17 protein-coding genes are annotated in these 17,434 nt (G+C 67.7%); 5 read left to right on the top strand and 12 right to left on the bottom strand.

Annotated features, from left to right (window positions below):
• The first annotated feature begins 51 nt into the window (after positions 1-51).
• Together ACQY46_RS08330 and ACQY46_RS08325 are read left to right on the top strand one after the other, a co-directional pair.
• The gene (locus ACQY46_RS08330; RefSeq protein WP_428699782.1) at positions 52-906 is read left to right on the top strand and encodes a patatin-like phospholipase family protein; all 855 of its coding nucleotides are present in this window, start codon (positions 52-54) and stop codon (positions 904-906) included.
• Between the two features lie 419 nt (positions 907-1,325).
• Positions 1,326-1,919 (top strand): MBL fold metallo-hydrolase, encoded by a 594-nt coding sequence (locus tag ACQY46_RS08325; protein WP_428700442.1) that lies wholly within the window; start codon positions 1,326-1,328, stop codon positions 1,917-1,919.
• A 22-nt stretch (positions 1,920-1,941) separates the two neighbouring features.
• Here ACQY46_RS08325 and ACQY46_RS08320 read toward each other — a convergent pair whose 3' ends face one another.
• The 3 genes from ACQY46_RS08320 to ACQY46_RS08310 all read right to left on the bottom strand — a co-directional run bounded on the left by ACQY46_RS08320 (position 1,942) and on the right by ACQY46_RS08310 (position 3,992).
• The gene (locus tag ACQY46_RS08320) at positions 1,942-2,286 is read right to left on the bottom strand and encodes an antibiotic biosynthesis monooxygenase family protein (protein WP_428699781.1); all 345 of its coding nucleotides are present in this window, start codon (positions 2,284-2,286) and stop codon (positions 1,942-1,944) included.
• A 97-nt stretch (positions 2,287-2,383) separates the two neighbouring features.
• Positions 2,384-3,109, bottom strand: a complete 726-nt coding sequence (locus tag ACQY46_RS08315; protein ID WP_428699780.1) for a hypothetical protein — start codon at positions 3,107-3,109, stop codon at positions 2,384-2,386.
• Between the two features lie 169 nt (positions 3,110-3,278).
• Positions 3,279-3,992 carry a hypothetical protein gene (locus ACQY46_RS08310; protein ID WP_428699779.1) on the bottom strand — a complete coding sequence of 238 codons (714 nt, stop codon included), beginning with the start codon at positions 3,990-3,992 and terminating at the stop codon, positions 3,279-3,281.
• A 250-nt stretch (positions 3,993-4,242) separates the two neighbouring features.
• On the opposite strand from ACQY46_RS08310, the gene ACQY46_RS08305 reads away from it, so the two are divergent.
• Positions 4,243-4,950: a Crp/Fnr family transcriptional regulator gene (locus ACQY46_RS08305; protein ID WP_428699778.1), complete on the top strand. Its 708-nt coding sequence runs from the start codon at positions 4,243-4,245 to the stop codon at positions 4,948-4,950.
• 27 nt (positions 4,951-4,977) lie between these two features.
• Here ACQY46_RS08305 and ACQY46_RS08300 read toward each other — a convergent pair whose 3' ends face one another.
• From ACQY46_RS08300 to ACQY46_RS08290, 3 genes are all read right to left on the bottom strand, one after another.
• Positions 4,978-5,847, bottom strand: coding sequence for a hypothetical protein (locus tag ACQY46_RS08300; RefSeq protein WP_428699777.1), 870 nt, complete (start codon positions 5,845-5,847; stop codon positions 4,978-4,980).
• A 133-nt stretch (positions 5,848-5,980) separates the two neighbouring features.
• Positions 5,981-6,412, bottom strand: coding sequence for a nucleoside deaminase (locus ACQY46_RS08295; RefSeq protein WP_428700441.1), 432 nt, complete (start codon positions 6,410-6,412; stop codon positions 5,981-5,983).
• A 567-nt stretch (positions 6,413-6,979) separates the two neighbouring features.
• Complete coding sequence (locus tag ACQY46_RS08290; protein ID WP_428699776.1) at positions 6,980-7,339, bottom strand: hypothetical protein; 360 nt, start codon at positions 7,337-7,339, stop codon at positions 6,980-6,982.
• 102 nt (positions 7,340-7,441) lie between these two features.
• Between ACQY46_RS08290 and ACQY46_RS08285 the strand changes: the two genes are divergently transcribed.
• Positions 7,442-9,103: a pseudouridine synthase gene (locus ACQY46_RS08285; protein WP_428699775.1), complete on the top strand. Its 1,662-nt coding sequence runs from the start codon at positions 7,442-7,444 to the stop codon at positions 9,101-9,103.
• On the top strand, positions 9,100-9,654 hold the full coding sequence (gene rsmD / locus ACQY46_RS08280) for a 16S rRNA (guanine(966)-N(2))-methyltransferase RsmD (RefSeq protein ID WP_428699774.1): 555 nt from the start codon (positions 9,100-9,102) through the stop codon (positions 9,652-9,654). The genes ACQY46_RS08285 and rsmD overlap by 4 nt, the downstream gene beginning before the upstream one ends.
• A gap of 33 nt (positions 9,655-9,687) precedes the next feature.
• Here the strand turns inward: rsmD and ACQY46_RS08275 are convergent, their stop codons facing one another.
• The 6 genes from ACQY46_RS08275 to ACQY46_RS08250 all read right to left on the bottom strand — a co-directional run bounded on the left by ACQY46_RS08275 (position 9,688) and on the right by ACQY46_RS08250 (position 17,380).
• A complete protein-coding gene (locus ACQY46_RS08275) occupies positions 9,688-10,689 on the bottom strand; it encodes a radical SAM protein (RefSeq protein ID WP_428699773.1) in 1,002 nt (333 codons plus the stop codon).
• Positions 10,686-11,207, bottom strand: a complete 522-nt coding sequence (locus tag ACQY46_RS08270; RefSeq protein WP_428699772.1) for a hypothetical protein — start codon at positions 11,205-11,207, stop codon at positions 10,686-10,688. The genes ACQY46_RS08275 and ACQY46_RS08270 overlap by 4 nt, the downstream gene beginning before the upstream one ends.
• An 87-nt stretch (positions 11,208-11,294) precedes the next feature.
• Positions 11,295-12,974 carry an FAD-dependent oxidoreductase gene (locus ACQY46_RS08265; protein ID WP_428699771.1) on the bottom strand — a complete coding sequence of 560 codons (1,680 nt, stop codon included), beginning with the start codon at positions 12,972-12,974 and terminating at the stop codon, positions 11,295-11,297.
• A gap of 18 nt (positions 12,975-12,992) precedes the next feature.
• Positions 12,993-13,271, bottom strand: coding sequence for a hypothetical protein (locus tag ACQY46_RS08260; RefSeq protein ID WP_428699770.1), 279 nt, complete (start codon positions 13,269-13,271; stop codon positions 12,993-12,995).
• A gap of 117 nt (positions 13,272-13,388) precedes the next feature.
• Positions 13,389-15,299 (bottom strand): DNA mismatch repair endonuclease MutL, encoded by a 1,911-nt coding sequence (gene mutL, locus ACQY46_RS08255; RefSeq protein ID WP_428699769.1) that lies wholly within the window; start codon positions 15,297-15,299, stop codon positions 13,389-13,391.
• A gap of 143 nt (positions 15,300-15,442) precedes the next feature.
• The gene (locus ACQY46_RS08250; RefSeq protein ID WP_428699768.1) at positions 15,443-17,380 is read right to left on the bottom strand and encodes a cache domain-containing protein; all 1,938 of its coding nucleotides are present in this window, start codon (positions 17,378-17,380) and stop codon (positions 15,443-15,445) included.
• Between the last annotated feature and the right edge of the window lie 54 nt (positions 17,381-17,434).

The following is a 17,434-nucleotide window of genomic DNA, read 5'->3' as shown; positions in this document are numbered from 1 at the left end:
CAACGCGTCATCGGCAACGCACCACGGAACGGCATTTCAGGCGGAGAACACATGAGCAGACCCCGGATCGGGCTGGCACTGGGCGGCGGCGGCGCACGCGGCATGGCGCATGTTCCGGTGATCGAGGCCTTTGGCGATCTCGGCATCGTCCCCGACGCGATCTCCGGCACGTCGATCGGCGCCATCTTCGGCGCGGGCTTCGCCGGCGGGCTGGACGGCGAGGCATTGCGCGAGGTTTCGGAGGCGATCTTCCGCGACCGCAACGCGGTGCTTGCCCGGCTTTGGAAGCTGAGGCCGCGCAAGCTCGGCGACTTCTTCGGCAATCCCCGCATCATGCAGTTCGACGCCGGCAAGGTGCTGGAGCAGTTCGTCGGGCCGCATATTCCCGCCACCTTCGAAGAATTGCAGATACCACTCTCGGTGATCGCCACGGATTTCTTCCGCTGCCGCGAGGTACAGCTCTCCTCCGGCCCGCTGCATGCCGCCGTCGCCGCCTCGATGGCGATCCCCGCCCTGTTCAAGCCGGTGACGCTCGACGAGCGGATCCTGGTCGACGGCGGACTGGTCAATCCCCTGCCCTTCGACGCGCTGCCGGCCGATATCGATATTGTCGTCGCCTCCGACGTCGTCGGCTCGCCGATCCCGCGCAAGGGGCGGATGGTGCCCGGCGCCACCGATGCGGTCTTCGGCGCAACCCAGATCCTGATGCAGTCGATCACCCAGGAAAAGCTCAAGAGCCGGCAGCCGGATATCCTTATCAAGCCCGACATTGCCGGCTTCCGGGTTCTCGACTTCATGAAGACCGATCGCATCCTCGCCGCCGCCGAGCCGATGCGCGAAACGACCAAACAGCGCATCGCCGCGGCGATCGAGGCCTTCGAGCGAAGGGCCGGGGCGGCGTCCTGAGGCAGGCCGGCGCCGCAGGGTTCTTGAAGCCTTTCCGCCCGGCCCTATCCTATCAGGGCGGAGCGACCCGAAGGAGCCCTGCCATGGCCTTGCCGCCCTCATCGCCCGCGCCTGCGTGCGACCCTCTTCCGCCCGGCACGCAGACGCGCCGCACGGATGCGCCACGCAGCTCTCGGCGGCCTCGCGGGTTTGCCCGGTCTTTGGTGCCGGCTGGTGTCCCGGCTTTCATCCTGTCGCTTGCCTTGGCCGTTCCCCTGGCGCTTGGCTCCGGCGGCTCGGCCCTCGCCTCCTGCCAGTTGCTGGCCGGGGGCGGCTGGATCACCGAGGCGGCGCCTGTCCACCTGGCCGCCCTCGAGCGCGACCAGGTCGGCATCACCTATATCGGCCACGCGACCTTCGAACTGGAAACGCCAACGGGCGTGCGCATCGCCACCGACTACAACAATGTCCATCGACCCGAGCGACTGCCGCGCGTCGTCACCATGAACGGCGCCCATTCCACCCATTTCACCCTCAATCCCGACCCCGGCATCGAGCATGTGCTGTTCGGCTGGAACCCGGATGGCGGGCCGATGGACCACGATCTCACCGTCGGGGACGTGCGCATCCGCAACCTGCAGACCAATATCCGTGGCTGGGACGGGGAAACCCGCCGGCTCGGCAATTCGATCTTCGTCTTCGAGGTGGCGGATCTGTGCATCGCCCATCTCGGCCACCTGCATCACCGCCTGACCCAGGACGACCTCGCCCGGCTCGGCACGATCGACATCGTCTTCGCACCGGTCGACAATGCCTCGACCCTGCGTCTCGACAGCCTCGTCGAAGTGCTCAAGGCGGTGTCGCCGCGCATCGTCATCCCGATGCACGCCTATACCTACGGATCGCGCGAGAGTTTCACAGCGCGGATGGCGACCGAAGGCTACACGGTCGAGACCTCGCCGAGCCCGCTCTATGTGGCAAGCCGCGCCGCGCTGCCGGCAATGCCCACCGTTCTGGTCCTGCCCGAGCATTGAGGCGGAACCGGCCCGGCCCGCCTCACCCGTGCAGGGCGATGCTGTCTTCCGGGGCCTCGTCGCGCTGGTCCATGCCGTAATCGCGGATGACGCCGGCGACCCGCAGCCGGTAGTTGGCAAAATGCTTGCCGCGCCCGGCCGCCTGGGCGATGCGGTGCTCGGCCTCGTGCCGCCATTTCGCAAGCGCTTCCTCATCGCGCCAGAAAGAAACGGAGAGCAGCTTGCCCGGCTCGGTCAGGCTCTCGAAGCGCTCGACCGAGATGAAACCGTCCTGCTCGGCAAGCAGCGGCTTCAGGCCGGCGGCAATGTCGAGATAGGGTTCCTTGTGGCCGTCCTTCGGCCAGACCTCGAAAATAACGGCGATCATCGTCTCTCCCTCCGGCGCCACTTCGTCACGGGCAGTTCCGATATATCGCGAGCCGGACGACAGGGTCGAGGGCCAAACCGCCTCTTGCGGGGAAGGGTCAGCGCGGCTGGAAGGTGTTGCTCGCCGTATAGGTCAGGCGGACCACCGACACGCCGGCGAAGTCGACATCATAGGCGCCCTGCACCACCGCCTGGGCGAGGACATCCCCGGCAAAGGTCTGCGCGGGTCCCGCAATAACGGAATAGGCCGGGGCCGGCGCGAGCGTTTCAACCAGATTGGGCAGATACTGCCGGGCCTGCGTCGCGGCATAGCGTCCCGAGGTATCGACCTCGTCGATTGCCCAGCAGCCAGCGTAGTAGACAAGCGCCGCCGCCTGTTCCGCCGCCGTCGGCACGCTTGCATCGCTTTTCATCGTGAACCCGGCTGTCCCCGCCTTCGTGATGGAGACGAGCTTCGGCGCCCCGTGGCCGGCGCTTCCGGCAAAACCTGCCGCCACGCTGTCGTCGCCGCCGGCACTGAGCGGCGCCGCGACCGTCTCCAGGAAGCCGCCGGCACCCTTCGCGCTGATCTCGCCGAGCGCGTAGGCGAAATCCTCCGCCCAGTAGAAATAGCCGGTGGAGACGACACTGCCGACCTTGCCCGGGATGACCCCGACCAGCCAGGCCAGCGGCAGGGGCGCCGGCCCGGACGGCACGGTGCTTGCCGTCCCGGGATCGGCCAGCATCACGAAGGTCTGGTCGTTCGGCGTTTCATTCCAGATTTCGAGGTTGAAAGGAGAAACGGCCTCTTCCTCCTTCGGAACCCGGCCCCGCCTGAACGGCATCTTTCTCTCCCTTCCCCGCAACCGCTGTCACAGCCTCGGCGGTGGCCGCGCGGCCGCCCCGGCAAGATCCTTCCCGCGCGGACACGATGCCGCCCCGGCAAGATCCCTCCCGCGCGGACGCGATGCCGCGCGGGAAGCGTTCAGCCGTCAAGCGGCTGCCGGAGGCGGCTCAGGCCGACACGAACTGGTTTTCCTCGGTGAACCTGAGCGTGCGCGTCGTCACCCCGTCGAACGTCACCTTGTAGGCGGCGGTCGACGTCGCCGTGTCGATCACCTGGCCTTCGACGAAGGAGCCCGAGATGATGTAGTAGGTCGGCTTCGGCGTGAACTGGTACAGGAGGTTCGGCAGCAGCTCGACGACGACGGTCGGCTTGTTGTTCATGCCGATACCGACATTGACCGTCATGTTCTGCGACTGCGTCTGGACATGGGTCGGGATCAGCCCGTCCGCCTGAACCTGGATCTCGCCCTTCTTGCCGGAGGTCGGGTCGGAGGGAAAAGCGGGCGCGCCGTTCGGGAACGTCCCCAGATAGGTGACGTTGAGCATGTTGTCGCTGTCCACGGCGACGCCGATATTGCTTGCCGTGGTGAAGCGGCGCGGATCCGTCGTCGTGCCGATGTCCTGCACATAGCCGGTGTTCGCAGAATACTCGATCTGCCAGTCGAACCGCGACTGGCTCGGATTGCTCGGGCTGCCGGGCGCCGCCGTGCCGAGCATCCAGGCGAGAGACAGGGGATCGGTCGAGGGGCCGACGATGTTGGGGATCGTCTGGAACATGGCGAATTGCTGCAGGCGACTGTTCTCGTTGAGAACCGTCAGGCTGTAGGGCTGCGGGGCTTCGAGATCCCGGTTGAGCGCGAGGGCTCCCATTCGAAAAGTCATTTTTCTCTCCAATGCCGTTTCAATCGGAAAACATGGCGGCGCGCCCTTCCGCCGCCGGCGGGACACGCCGGTAGCGGGCGCCGGAACAGTCCGTGTGCCGCCGGTTACACCTCCCCGCCAGTGTCGGCGGGAGACGATCTCGAGGCTAGAGCACAATCGAAAGGCGAGCTGTTCCCCGCGATACAATTAAAAATTGAAAATTCGATTACCACTTACAATGATTGCATTTTCGGGAGGTCGGCGGGGGCTCATGTCACGGAACCAGTCACGAACTGAACGATCGACCATTCTTCGGTCGCTCCCCCTTTTTTCCCATTTCGAGGCAGCGGCGCTGGAGCGCGAGGTCGCGTTCCTCCAGGAGACGGAATTCGATGCGGGCCAGCCGGTCTTTCAGCAGGGCGAACAGCTCGAGACGGCTGTTCTGCTGATGTCCGGTTCCGTCGCCATGCGGCTGTCATCCGAGGAGGGAAGGGAGGTCATCGTCCGCGAACTGGGTCCCGGCGACATGTTCGGCGAGGTCGAGCTGATCACCGGGGAGCCGACGCTCTGCGAGGCCGTCGCCCTGACGCGAACACGTGCCTTGCGCGTTCGCCGCGCGCTGTTCAACCGTCTGCTGGATGATCCGGGCTTCTCCCGAAAGCTTCTCGTGCGGGTTTGCGGCCAGGTCCGGGAGATCATGGTCTTCGCGGAAACCATGTCGCTTCATACGCTCGAGACACGGCTCGCCCGTCTTCTCATCAGGCTGTCGGACAGGGATGGCCGGGATGTCGGCGACGGCATCCTCATCGACCGGCCGATCTCCCAGAGCGTCATCGGTCAGATGATCAACGCCAGCCGCCCGAAGATCAATCTGCAGATGCGCCGCTGGCACTGCGCCGAATTCATCCGGGTGCAGGGGAGCCATATCACCATTCTCGACCCGGACGCGTTGAACGCTCTGTCGCGGCCGCTGCGCTGACAGCGGCCGCGACAGGGCATGGCGATCCTATCGGCACCCGCCGGCGACATAGGCGAACAGGTCTTCAGTCAGGTCCTTGAAAACCGGACCGTAGACATTGCCGCCGCCACCCGAGGAGATCGAACTCACCGCCGTGAACGGCGCCGCGTCGCCTGTAAACCACGCCCCGCCGCTGGCGCCCTGGGTGAGCTGGTTCGGCGCCGCCTGAAAGGCATCGCCGATCGTCGCGACACGTTGCGAGGGCTGCTTGTACATGCGCGCGCCATTGTCGAGGGCCGCCGGATAGCCGATCAGCGTCACGTCGGTGAACGCGGCATCCTTGCCGAGCGCGAATTTTCCGACCGCGCTGTCCGTCCGGGTCTTGAGCACCGCATAGTCGAAGGCGCTGCGCTGGGGCGACGGCGGATCGTCGGCAACGTCCGGCCAGGCGGCCAGGACGGCGGCGTTGTCGATCTCGAACTGGGTACCGCCGCCGCCGTCATAGGCGCGATAGAAGGTGATGTTGGTCGCCTGGTTGCCGCCCTTGTACATGCTGTGCGCGGCGGCCAGCACGGTGTTGTCCATGGCGACGAACTGGGCGCTGGCCTGGAAGTCCTGCCCGCCGCGGGTGTAGAACAGCTTCCCGCCATAGGAGAAGGGAGCAACGGCCACATCGGCCCGCGCCGGGGCCACCATCGGGGCATCGGCCGCCGCACGGTCAGGCGGGTTGACGAGGCCGAACACCTCGTTGACTGCGGCCGCACGTCGTTCCGGGGTCCAGTACTCGATATCGGCGGCCATCAGGGCGGTGTTGGGTTCCCAGCACAGGAAACGGTCATCCGCGCCATGGGCGGGTAGGGCGATTGCAAGGACGCCCGCAACGGCGCCCATCGATGAGAAACGGAAACGGCAAGACATCCTGATCTCCAAACTTCTTGTCCTGAAACGATGCGCCGCGGAGCGAAAGGGCACCGGCGGCAACAAGAAGCCTAGCAATCGACCTGGACGGCCTCAGTCTCCGGGGAAACAGAAAACGCGAATTTCTCCGCCCTCACGCCCTGCGGTTGCGAAAGAATACTTTCAGAAGCTCTGCCGCATCGCGCGCCGCAAGGCCCGAATAGACCTCCGGCGCATGATGGCAGGTGGGCTGCGCATAGAGCCGCACGCCGTTTTCCACCGCCCCGCCCTTCTCGTCGGCGGCGCCGAAATAGAGCCGGCGGATGCGGGCGAAGGAGATGGCCGCCGCGCACATCGGGCAGGGCTCCAGCGTCACATAGAGATCGCAGTCCGGCAGCCGCTGGCTTGCCGTCGCCGCACAGGCCGCGCGCAGCACGAGAACCTCCGCGTGGGCGGTCGGATCGGCAAGCTCCAGCGTCCGGTTTCCGGCCGCCGCGATCACCTCGCCGTCACGCACCAGAACGGCACCGACAGGCACCTCGCCGCGCGCGGCCGCGGCCCGCGCCTCGGCCAGCGCCAGGTCCATGAAACCGCCACCGGACAGGGTCTGTCCGGGACCTTCCGGGGGGGCTTTCGGGGTGTCGTCCGCACTGCTCATCGCGGCAGACCCTACAGTGGCGGCATGGCAAAGAAAATCCCGCAGGCGGGCGCTGCGGGCCGCCCGGCGGAAAACGCATGACGCCCCGCCGAAAAAGCCTGCTTCCCCGCATCTTGCGGCTCTGGTATGACGCGCGCCATGACCAAAGACAAACGACCCTCGCGGCCCGAGCGCCGCTCCTCCGCTCCGGCTGGCTCCGGCGGCGGACGATCCGGCAACGGCAAGCCGCGCGACGGCGCTTCCAAGTTCGGCTCCGGCCGGCCGCCGGGCAAGCACGGCGGCGGAAAGCCCTTCGGCGACCGGCCTTCCGGCGGGCGCGGGGGCAAACCCGGCGGTGACAGGCCGCAGGGTGACAGGCAGCAGGGTGACCGGCCCCAGGGCAGGGCAGCCGGCGCAGAGCGCTCGTTCGGCGATCGGCCGCAAGGTGGCCGTGGGCCCGGTGAACGGTCTTTCGGCGACCGCCCGTCCGGCGACAGGCCGTTCCGCGACCGTCCGTCAGGCGAGCGCGGGTCCGGTGATCGTGCCTTCGGTAACAGCGCGGGCGGTAACAGCGCGGGCGGTAACAGCGCGGGCGGCAACCGCTCGGGCGGCAGCAAGTTCGGTGGCGGCAAGTTCGGCGGCGACAGGTCCGGCGGGAGCCGGCCGGCCGGCGGCGGCTTCGGAGCCCGAAAGTCCGGCGATGCACGAAGCGACGAGCGTCCGCGCGGCGATCGCCCGCAGGGCGCCGGGTATCGAGGCGACAGGTCCCAGGGTGACAGGCCCCAAAGAGACAGGCCGCACGGAGACAGGCCGCAAGGCGGCCGCTCGTTCGGCGACCGTCCGCGAGGCGACAGGCCGTTCGGTGATCGCCCCCATGGAGACCGCCCCCAGGGAGACCGTCCGCGTGGCGACAGGCCTTATGGCGAGCGGCAGGGCGGCGAAACCCGTCCCCGCCGCGATGCGGCCGGAGCGGGCGGCATGGCACCGCGGCGCGGGCCGAAGCCCGGCGCGCCGAAGCGCGACAAGACCCCTCCCCCGGGCGCGGCCCCGATCGCGGCGCGCACGGATGGCGCGGAGCGCGTCGCCAAGGTGATGGCGCGCGCTGGGCTTTGCTCGCGGCGCACGGCGGAAAGCTGGGTGATCGCCGGGCGCGTCGCCATCAACGGCACGGTGCTCATCTCGCCGGCCGTCACGGTCACCGATGCCGACACGGTCACGGTCGACGGTGTGCCGCTGCCCGAGCGCGAGCGCACGCGGCTGTGGCTCTATCACAAGCCGCGCGGGCTGGTGACCACCAACTCCGATCCGGAAGGCCGCCAGACCGTCTTCGACCACCTGCCGAAGGAACTGCCGCGCGTCCTCACCATCGGCCGGCTCGACATCAACACCGAAGGCCTGCTGCTGCTGACCAATGACGGCGGGCTTGGCCGCGTTCTGGAGCTTCCCGCGACCGGCTGGCTGCGCCGCTACCGGGTGCGCGCCTATGGCCGCATCACCCAGGCGGAACTCGACAAGCTCGCCGACGGCATCGCCATCGACGATGTGCTCTACGGCTCGATCGAGGCCGAGATCGACAAGGAGCAGGGCGACAACGTCTGGATGACGATCGCGCTCCGGGAAGGCAAGAACCGCGAGATCAAGAAGGTGCTCGAGCATCTGGGTCTTGCGGTGAACCGCCTGATCCGCGTCTCCTTCGGTCCGTTCCAGCTCGCCGACCTGCCCGAGGGCGACGTGCGCGAGATCCGTGGCCGCGTGCTGCGCGACCAGCTGGGCGACCGGCTGGCGGAAGAGGCTGGTGTCGATTTCGAGGCGCCGCTCCTCACCAATGTTCCCGGCGGCGAGGCCGTCCCCGGCAAGACGCCGGTCAAGGGAGCTGCACCACGCGGTGCCGTTCGCCAGGAAGGCCGCTACCTGAGTGCCCGCGAGGGTCAGGACGCCAGCGACCAGCGCGCGAAAAAGCGTGGCCATGACAAGGATGGCGGCGGGCGCGGCAAGGATGGCGGCCGCGGCGCCGGTCGGCGCGACGAGGGCGAGCGCGCGCCTTCCGCAAAGCCGCAGCATGTCTCGCCGCGCTCGCGCTTCCGCTTCACTCCGGAGACCATGCCGCGCGGCCCCAAGGATGATGCCCAGCGCAAGGGCCGGCGTCGGCGCATCTGGGACGAGGACGGCGCGCTCGTCGTCGACACCGCACCGGTGGACGACGATGCCAAGGGCGGCGCGCGCGGCCCGGCGCGCGGTGGTGCCGGCCGGCCGCAAGGCAGGGGCGGCGACGATCGCGGCTTCCGGCCGCGCACCGATGCCCGGCCCGGCGATTTCGGCAATGACAAGGATGGCGGCAAGGGCGGAGACCGGGGCGGAGATCGGGGCCGCGACCGTGACGGAGAGCGCGGCGGCGGCAAGCCCTTCGCACCGCGCGGTGGCCCTGCAAGAGGGGGTCCTTCAAGAGGAGGTCCTTCACGAGGGGGCCCCTCCCGTGACGGCTCTTTCCGTGGCGGGCCCGCGAAAGACGGCGGCGGTCGCGGCGGACCTGGCAAGGGTGGTCCCTCCCGTGGCGGTGCTCCCCGCGGCGGAGCTTCACGCGCCGGACCTGGCAAGGCCGGACCGGGCAAGGGCGGAGCCGGACGGGGCCGCAAGCCGTGAGGATCGTTGCCGGACGCTTCCGGGGAACAGCAATCGAGGCGCCGCGCGGCGCCTCGACACGGCCGACCAGCGACCGGCTTCGGGAAAACGTCTTCAACGTGCTGGCGCACACCTATCCGGAAGCGCTTGACGAGACCCGCGTGCTCGATCTGTTCGCCGGCAGCGGCGCGCTCGGCCTGGAAGCACTCAGCCGGGGCGCGCGCACCTGTCTCTTCGTCGAGGACGCCAGCCCGGCGCGGGCCGCGATCCGCGCCAATGTCGAGGCGCTAGGCCTGACCGGCGCGACAAAGATCTTCCGGCGCGACGCCACCCGCCTTGGCCCGGCCGGTACGATTGCTCCCTTCGATCTCGTCTTCACCGACCCCCCCTATCGCCAGGGGCTGGGCGAGCAGGCGCTCGCCGCCGCGCGCGAGGGAGGTTGGCTGGCGCCCCGCGCCCTCGTCCTTCTCGAAGAGGATGCCCGCACGGATGTCGAGGCGATCGAAGGCTTCGAGCTTGTCGACCGGCGCAAGGTCGGCGACAGCCAGGTGCTGTTCTTCCGCGCTCCCTGAGGGGCATTCCCGGCGACGCAACCGCGGCCCGCACTACCACACCGTTGCGGCGTATTGCGGCTTCAGGTGATCCTCCAGCTTGCTGCCGTCGGGTGCCTTGATCTTGTAGCATGCCGGATAGGCCGCATGACGAATGCGGTCCGCCCCTTCCGAGAACCAGACTTCCCGGAAAGGCAGATCCCGGCAATTCCCCATCCGTGAATGATCCTTGGCAATGTCGCAGCCCAGCACGTCGAAATCGCTGGTGATGTTGACATGGGTCCACCCGGCGGAACACGCGCCGCAATCGAAGCTGGCGGTCGTGTGAAGCGATGCTTGCGGATCCACCGATGCGTGCCCAAGCGTGCGCATCTGCACCCGCAGCGAGGGCAGGAACAGATCCTCCGGAAACTGCTTCTCATACTCGTTGAGACGCATCCAGAAATCCAGTGCCTCGGCTTCGTCGAGCAGCAGTTCAGGATGTTCCAGGGCCGATGCGGTCCGCTGGATGTTGAGGAAATGGAACCGTTTGACGCGCGGATAATAGGCCTCGATGATCCGGTGCGCGTTGGCGACATTGCCCTTGTGCACGACACAGGCAATCTGCACCTCCAGGCCCGTGCGGCAAACCCGGTCGAGCGCATCGAGAACCCGTCGCGTCTTGCCGCGCGCCATGTCGTTGACTTGCGGATCGACGGAGTCGATCGACACCTGCAGGATGAAGTCCTGCCGGGTCGTGATCCGGTCGAGTTCGTCGATCAACCGGTCGGAGAGCGAGACGCCGTTCGACAGCAATCCGACCCGGATGCGCCCGGCGATGCACCGCCGGATGATTTCCAGGATTTCCGGATGCAGGGTCGGTTCCCCGCCGGCCAGGGTCACGTCGAAGACGCCCATCTCGACAAACTCATCCACCAGTTCAAGCACCCGGGCCGAATCCATGCGGCGGCCGGAAAAAGGCTTGGCATAGCAGTACTTGCAGTCGAGGTTGCAGTAGTCCGTCACCCACAGGCAGACTGTGAAGGGCGCCCGCAGCACTTCCTGCCGGGCGTTCATTGCAGGCTCCAGAGCCCGGCCGCCTTCAATTGGCGGACGAAGCCCTCGACCGTGTCCGTTTTGAAGCCGGCATACTGGCGAACCTTCGGCTCTCCCTCATTCTTCAGATGTTCCGCCTGCAGCGCCTTGAACAGTTCCGCGCCGGCACGGTTCAGTTTGTAGACCCTGTCGCTGCGCGGCTCGAAGACGATCGCGCCGAATTCCTCCTCGCGCATGATCGCCGTCCGCAGGGGATCGAGATCAGGCCGGCGCCCCATGCCGATCGCCTTGGTGTGGTTCTCGATCCACTGGTTCTCCAGCCATTGCGCCCGCCAGTCCGAAGGCACTGCGGCGAGTTTGGGATCGACACCGAACACCTGGGCCTCGACCTGAACGCGTTCCGCAAGATCTCCGGTGATATCCTTGCTCAATTCGGAGAAACGCTTCAGGTATGTCTGATGCCCTTTCCCTACGGGAAATTCCTGATTGAGGGAGTACATGTAAAGCTCGACAGTCGGTTCTTCAGATTTCGAAGCCATTTTCCAACTCCTCATGAAAATAATTCCGACCAAAACACGGGAACTATATCATAAAACGTGCATTCAATGAAATATGCATTCTATGGTTTAAGAACGAGCGGCCTGCCTCCCGGACAGGCAATCGAGGGCACTGCGCTGAGGCATCGCGCGGCCCGCCATCTCGCGATAGAGACCGAGCAGGTTCTCCACCGTTGCGGTCAGGGCCGGCGGGGGGGCCAGGCGATCGAGTGCCAGCCTCGCGACGTCGCGCCCCGCCAACCCGATGCCGTGCACCACGGGCAGGAAGAGATTGGCCGAAACCGCCCCCGATCCGGCCTGGAAATGATCGTTCCTGGGAAAGTCGCGCCGCCACAAGTCCAGCCATTCCAGCATGCGACCACCGGTCGCTCGTCGCTGCATGTCCAGCCAGAAGGGTGTGTCCGCGCGCCCGGTACAATAATGCAGCAGCACAAAATCCCGAAAATCGTCGAACATCGCCGCCACGAACCCGTTATAGGCGCTTGCGGTGATCGCGTCCGGCACTCTGCCCCGGCCGGCCTCCAGCAGGGCGAAGAGCCGCTGCAACTGGACAAGCGTCGCGTGAATCGACGTCGCTTCCAGCGGCTCGATGAAAGACGCGGCGAGCCCCGCCGCAAGCACGTTGCCGTGCAGCACCTGTTCCAGCCGCCCGCTCTCGAAATCGATCCTGCGAACGCTGTCGGGCGCGAGGCCGCCCAGGGTCTCGGAAAGCTCCCGCAAGGCCTCCTCGTCGCCCAGATGCCCGGCCGAATACACGTAACCGACGCCGATCCGGTCGCGGGTCGGGATGTTCCACATCCAACCGGCCCGCATCGCCTGCGCCAGCGTCGCGGTGTGGATCGGCCGCCCCCGCGGATGCGGCAGCTGCACCGCCAGTGCCCGGTTCACCGGCAGAAGGTCGCCATAGCCGCGCCATCGCGCCTGTCCTGGCGTCAGCAGGCAGCGGGCAAAGCCGCTGCAGTCGATGAAGAGATCGCCATCAATCGTTTCGCCCGTCTCGGTCACGACCCCCGAAACAGATCCGTCACCTCCCCGCCGCACCTGCGACACGTGGGCATGGACGCAGGTGACGCCAAGCCGGATGCAGGCGGCCTCGAGATGTCGCGCAGCGGCGCCGGCGTCGAAATGAAAAGCATGACTGGGAATTAGCTCATAGCCGTTGCCGTTCTCGAACACCGGCACGCGCCTGCGGCGCATCAGCCATGTATGCAGATAGGCGTCCGCCGCCGGGCGGCCCGCGGCGACGCAGAACGCCTGGGTAAGTGGCACATCCCACCCCGCCAGTCCCGGGACGAGGCTTTCAGGGGCATCGATCGGTCCCCAGTAGCTGCCGCCATCGGCCCGCCAGCCGCGATGCTCGATGCCAAGCTTCAGGGTTGCACGGGCGTCACGCAGGAAGGCGGCCTCGTCGAGCCGGTTGCGAGGATCGCGCAACACCGAGGCAAGAAGCCCCGTGCTTCCCTCGCCGACGCCGATGGCCGGTCGATGCGGTGAAACGATCACGGTGACCGTCCACCCGCCGCGTTTGCCGGACACCGGTCCGTACAGGCCCTCGAGGAAGGCACGCGCAAGAACCGCCGCCAGCCAGCCGGCGGTTCCGCCACCCACGATGACGATGGATCTCACCGGATATTGGCCGGGCATGAAAATCACCCCTGAGGTGCAACTCCCGCATACTGCGACCATAGCACGAGCAACTCGCGGCCCGAAGCCGCACCTGGCGTCCCGCTTGTTCTCCAAGCCGGACAAAACCTCGATCCTTCTGCTTCAGAGATGGTTGCCACCCGGTTTCCGCCTGGGCCGGGTGCGGCGCAGGACGGGCGCAAGGGCGCGGGGGGCGCGCGTTTCCAGCCAGATGAACGTGCCGTCGAGACCGGCCCAGCGGCGGCGACGGCCGCGCAACCAGCGGTTCGCCTGGCGGCTGGTCCCGAGTATCAGCATCATGCCGCCGACAAGCATCGGCACGCCGGTCGGCAGCGGCGTCCATACGGTCAGCAGGCCGAGCAGGATCAGGATGGCGGCCGCCGCCCAGGCAAGAACCCTCATCGCGACTCACCTTCGCCGGGACCCACGTGTGATCCCGCAGATGACACGCGGCCTGCGACATCCGCGTGACGGCGCCTGCATGACGGGCCTGCATGACGGGGCTGTCGCAAAAAGCCGCTATTTGCGACCGAACAGCCGCTCGATATCGGAGAGCTTGAGTTCGATCCAGGTCGGCCGGCCGTGGTTGCACTGGCCGGAATTGGGCGTTGCCTCCATCTCCCGGAGGAGCGCATCCATTTCCTCCGGCCGCAACCGGCGTCCGGCGCGCACCGATCCGTGACAGGCCATCGTCGCCGCCACATGGTCGAGCCGCTCGCGCACCCGCGTCGTCTCGTCCCATTCGGCAAGATCGTCGGCAAGGTCGCGCACCAGCCCGCGAATGTCGATCTGGCCCAGCATCGCCGGCGTCTCGCGCACCGCCACGGCACCGGGACCGAACGGCTCGATGACAAGACCGACCTCCTCCAGATCGCCCGCGCGCGCGACAAGCCGGGCAATGTCCTCCTCCGGCAGTTCGACCACTTCGGGGATCAGGAGACCCTGGCGGGCGACGGCCTTGCGGCCAAGCGCCTCCTTCAGGCGCTCGTAGACAAGCCGCTCATGCGCGGCATGCTGGTCGACGATCACCAGCCCGTCCTCGGTCTGGGCGATCACATAGGTCGCGTGCAGCTGGGCCCGCGCCGCGCCAAGCGGGCGCGCCAGGCGCTCCGCCTCGATCTCGCCGGAATGGGCGCGCGCGTCGGCGGACGGGCGGTCGACGCTTTCGAACCCCGCCTGCGGCGCCTCGCCGAAGCCGGCCACAGGCTGCGGCACGCCGACGCTCGCGCCATCGGCACCGAGCGGGCGAAACGCCGAGGCGCGCCAGTCGGATGGCGGTGCGCCGAAACCGCGTCCCTGCCCTGCCGGCATGCGCCCGGCCGGCATCTGTTCGCCCGGCATCTGGCCACCTGGCATCTGGCCCTCTTGCGCCCGCGCCGCGCCGCCGGTTGCAAAGGCCGCCAGCGCCGCCTGCGCATTGTGCGTGGAAGAGCGGTAGCCGGCCTCGGCGAAGACCTGCCGCAGCGCGCCGACGACAAGGCCGCGCACCAGCTGCGCATCGCGGAAGCGGACATCCGCCTTGGCCGGGTGAACGTTGACGTCGACAAGGCGCGGATCGAGCTCGATGAACAGCACCGCGACCGGATGGCGGTCGCGGGCGAGCACATCGGCATAGGCGCCGCGCAATGCCGACATCAGCAGCTTGTCGCGCACCGGCCGGCCGTTGACGAAGAAGAACTGGGCGAGCGAATTGGCCCTGTGAAAGGTCGGCAGGCCGGCAAGCCCGTGCAGGCGCACCCCCTCACGCACGGCATCGACAGGCCTTGCGTTTTCGACGAATTCCGTGCCCATCACCTGGGCGATGCGGGCGGCAAGCGCCGTCTCGCCGCTGGCCGAGGCAAATGTCAGCGTCTGCCGGTCGGAGCCGGACAGTTCGAAGCGCACGGACGGGTTGGCGAGCGCCAGGCGCTTGACCACATCGGTCACCGCCGCCCCTTCCGCCCGGTCGGACTTGAGGAATTTCAGCCGCGCGGGTGTCGCGAAAAAGAGGTCGCGCACCTCGACCCGTGTTCCGACCGGCCGGCCGGCGGGCTCGGGGCCGCGCTTCACGCCGCCTTCGACGCCGACGGTCCATCCATGCGGATCTCCCGCGTGGCGCGAGGTGAGCGAAAGCCTGGCGATGGCGCCGATGGACGGCAGCGCCTCGCCACGAAAGCCCAGGCTGCGGATGTCGAAGAGGTCGTCCTCGGAGAGTTTCGAGGTGCAGTGCCGCTCCACCGCCAGCGGCAGTTCGTCGCCGGGGATCCCCGAGCCGTCATCCTCGACCCGGATCAGTGTCTTGCCGCCGGCGGCGGTCGCCACCGAGATCCGCCCGGAGCCCGCGTCGAGCGCGTTCTCGACCAGTTCCTTGACGACGCTCGCCGGGCGCTCGATCACCTCGCCGGCGGCAATCTGGTTGATCGCGTGATCGCTCAACTGCCGGATGGTCATTCCCGGGTTCCGCTCCGAATCGTGCCCTTGCCCGGCGACAGCATCCTCCTTTTGCCGGCGCGAGGCCACCCGTGCACCGGCTTCCTCCCCGTAACAGAAAGGGGCGCCGCGGCGCCCCTTGTTTTCGTCACTTGCTTCCCCGCTCAGGCCGCCGCCACCCCTTGCAGGAAGCGCTCGATCTCCTGCCGGAAGCGGGCGGTGTGGCGGGACGCCTCGCCGGTCGCCCCGAGCACGGATTTCGCCGAGCGGTTGGTCTCGTCCACCGCCTCGTCCAGCGCGCCGATGCTGTCGACGACCGAGCGGGTGCGGGTCGCGGCAAGCTGGATGTTGGAGCTGATCTCCGTCGTCGCGGCGCCCTGCTGGACGACGGCGGCTGCGATGGCGCTGGTGTGATCGTTCACCTCACCCATCGTCTCGGCAATCTCGGCAATCGCGTTGGCAGTGTCCGACGTCGCCGACTGGATCGCGACGATCTGGCCGGAGATCTCGCCGGTTGCCCGCGACGTCTGGTCGGCAAGCTGCTTGACCTCGGCGGCAACGACCGCGAAGCCCTTGCCGGCATCGCCGGCGCGCGCCGCCTCTATCGTTGCGTTCAGCGCCAGCAGGTTGGTCTGCTCTGCAATCGCCTGGATGAGGGTCACGACCTCGCCGATCTTGGCGGCCGAGGCCGCCAGTCCGCCAACCTTGGCGTTGGTCGCCTGGGTTCCTTCCGCCGCCTTGGCGACCACTGCCGTGGTGCGCTCGACCTGGGCGGAGATCTCGCGGATCGAGGAGGCCAGTTCCTCGGCCGCGCCGGCGACCGACTGGACGTTGCCCGACGCCTCGCGCGAGGCGGACGATGCCTCGTCCGCCTGGGCCGCGCTGGAGGAGGCGACCGTTTCCAGCGTCCGCGCCGTCGCATCGAGGCTCGACGTTGCCCCGTCGACGGCGGCAAGCACGTCCGCGGAGGTCGCCTGGAAGCCGGAGATCAGGGCATCGACCCGCTTCTGGCGCTCGTCCCGCGCCCGCTGGTCGCCAAGCTGCTGCCCCTCCAGCCGCTCCTGCTCCACCCGGTTGTCGCGACACACCTCGATGGCGCGGGCAATGTCGCCGATCTCGTCGGACCGCTCGCGCCCGGCCGCCTCGAAGCCGGTATGACCGCCGGCCAGCTCCATGATCTGCCCGGTCACGGTACGCAGCGGATTGCAGATCGAGCGAACCGCGTAAAGCACGGCGGCGCCGGCGATCGCCAGCAGCAAAAGACCGACAACCACACCGGCAAGCTGTGCCTTGCCGGCAATCGCCACATAGGCCGTGCGGTCGACCGCGATCACGGCCACGGCGATCTCGTTGCCGGAATAATCATTGATGCCGAGCCGGTCGAGATAGTAGTCGCCGGATGCCGAGACCATGCCGCCCGAGGCCGTCTCCTCGACCAGCGAGATCGGGTCCATCCCCTCCGGCAGGCGGTTGCCGATCACCTCAAGCCCGTTCTCGCCGCCGCGCAGGACCGCGACCGGATAGCCGGTCTTGTCGGTGAATTCGCCAACGAACATCTCGTGGAACCCCAGGCCGAACTCGACCGAGCCCAGGTGCCGGCCCTCGCGCAGCACCGGCACCACGCCGCGAATGCCGATGCCGGCCACGCCTTTCTCCAGGCCCGAAATGTCGGTCACGCCGGCATTGGTTCCAACGACCGTGGCGCGGAAGGACGACAGGTCGTCGCCGAATTTCTCCGGCTTGTGGACCCGCAGGAAGGAGGTTGCCGGCGGCAGGTGGAACTGGAACTGGCGGATGCCGAACCCGTCCTTCAGTGTCTTGAAGACGGGTACGAACTCGCCGGCCAGCGCCTCGCGGTCGCCGGCCTCGAACAGCGCCTGGATGTTGCCCTGCCCGGCAACCAGCTTGGCCATCGCCAGCGCCTGGCGGCTTTCCGCCTCGACCTGCGCCTGGAACTGTCGCTTGGCGCCCTCCACCTCGCGCTGCAGCGCCGTGTCGATCAGGCTGCCGGCAACCCATTGCGAGATCAGGACGGCGGAGATGGCGCCGAGAAGCGCCAGCGCCACCGTCACCAGGATCATTCGAGCACGTATCGTCTTCATCGGAATCTCCGCAGAAACGGGAAGCAGGAAAGGCGGGCCGTATTTTCTCGACCA

The sequence above is a fragment of the Stappia sp. genome (assembly GCF_965276915.1).
GTDB lineage: Bacteria > Pseudomonadota > Alphaproteobacteria > Rhizobiales > Stappiaceae > Stappia.
The sequence above is the reverse complement of the archived record's forward strand: the minus strand, read 5'-3'. Positions and strand labels throughout refer to the sequence as shown.

Excerpts from the sequence above, each read along its gene's own strand:
- ACQY46_RS08275 (WP_428699773.1), bottom strand. The coding sequence starts at position 10,689 with ATGAACGCCCGGCAGGAAGTGCTGCGGGCGCCCTTCACAGTCTGCCTG.
- ACQY46_RS08310 (WP_428699779.1), bottom strand. The coding sequence starts at position 3,992 with ATGACTTTTCGAATGGGAGCCCTCGCGCTCAACCGGGATCTCGAAGCC.
- ACQY46_RS08285 (WP_428699775.1), top strand. The coding sequence starts at position 7,442 with ATGGCACCGCGGCGCGGGCCGAAGCCCGGCGCGCCGAAGCGCGACAAG.
- mutL (WP_428699769.1), bottom strand. The coding sequence starts at position 15,299 with ATGACCATCCGGCAGTTGAGCGATCACGCGATCAACCAGATTGCCGCC.
- ACQY46_RS08315 (WP_428699780.1), bottom strand. The coding sequence starts at position 3,109 with ATGCCGTTCAGGCGGGGCCGGGTTCCGAAGGAGGAAGAGGCCGTTTCT.
- ACQY46_RS08305 (WP_428699778.1), top strand. The coding sequence starts at position 4,243 with ATGTCACGGAACCAGTCACGAACTGAACGATCGACCATTCTTCGGTCG.
- ACQY46_RS08295 (WP_428700441.1), bottom strand. The coding sequence starts at position 6,412 with ATGGACCTGGCGCTGGCCGAGGCGCGGGCCGCGGCCGCGCGCGGCGAG.
- ACQY46_RS08260 (WP_428699770.1), bottom strand. The coding sequence starts at position 13,271 with ATGAGGGTTCTTGCCTGGGCGGCGGCCGCCATCCTGATCCTGCTCGGC.
- ACQY46_RS08270 (WP_428699772.1), bottom strand. The coding sequence starts at position 11,207 with ATGGCTTCGAAATCTGAAGAACCGACTGTCGAGCTTTACATGTACTCC.
- ACQY46_RS08320 (WP_428699781.1), bottom strand. The coding sequence starts at position 2,286 with ATGATCGCCGTTATTTTCGAGGTCTGGCCGAAGGACGGCCACAAGGAA.
- ACQY46_RS08330 (WP_428699782.1), top strand. The coding sequence starts at position 52 with ATGAGCAGACCCCGGATCGGGCTGGCACTGGGCGGCGGCGGCGCACGC.
- ACQY46_RS08300 (WP_428699777.1), bottom strand. The coding sequence starts at position 5,847 with ATGTCTTGCCGTTTCCGTTTCTCATCGATGGGCGCCGTTGCGGGCGTC.
- ACQY46_RS08290 (WP_428699776.1), bottom strand. The coding sequence starts at position 7,339 with ATGGGGGCGATCACCGAACGGCCTGTCGCCTCGCGGACGGTCGCCGAA.
- ACQY46_RS08250 (WP_428699768.1), bottom strand. The coding sequence starts at position 17,380 with ATGAAGACGATACGTGCTCGAATGATCCTGGTGACGGTGGCGCTGGCG.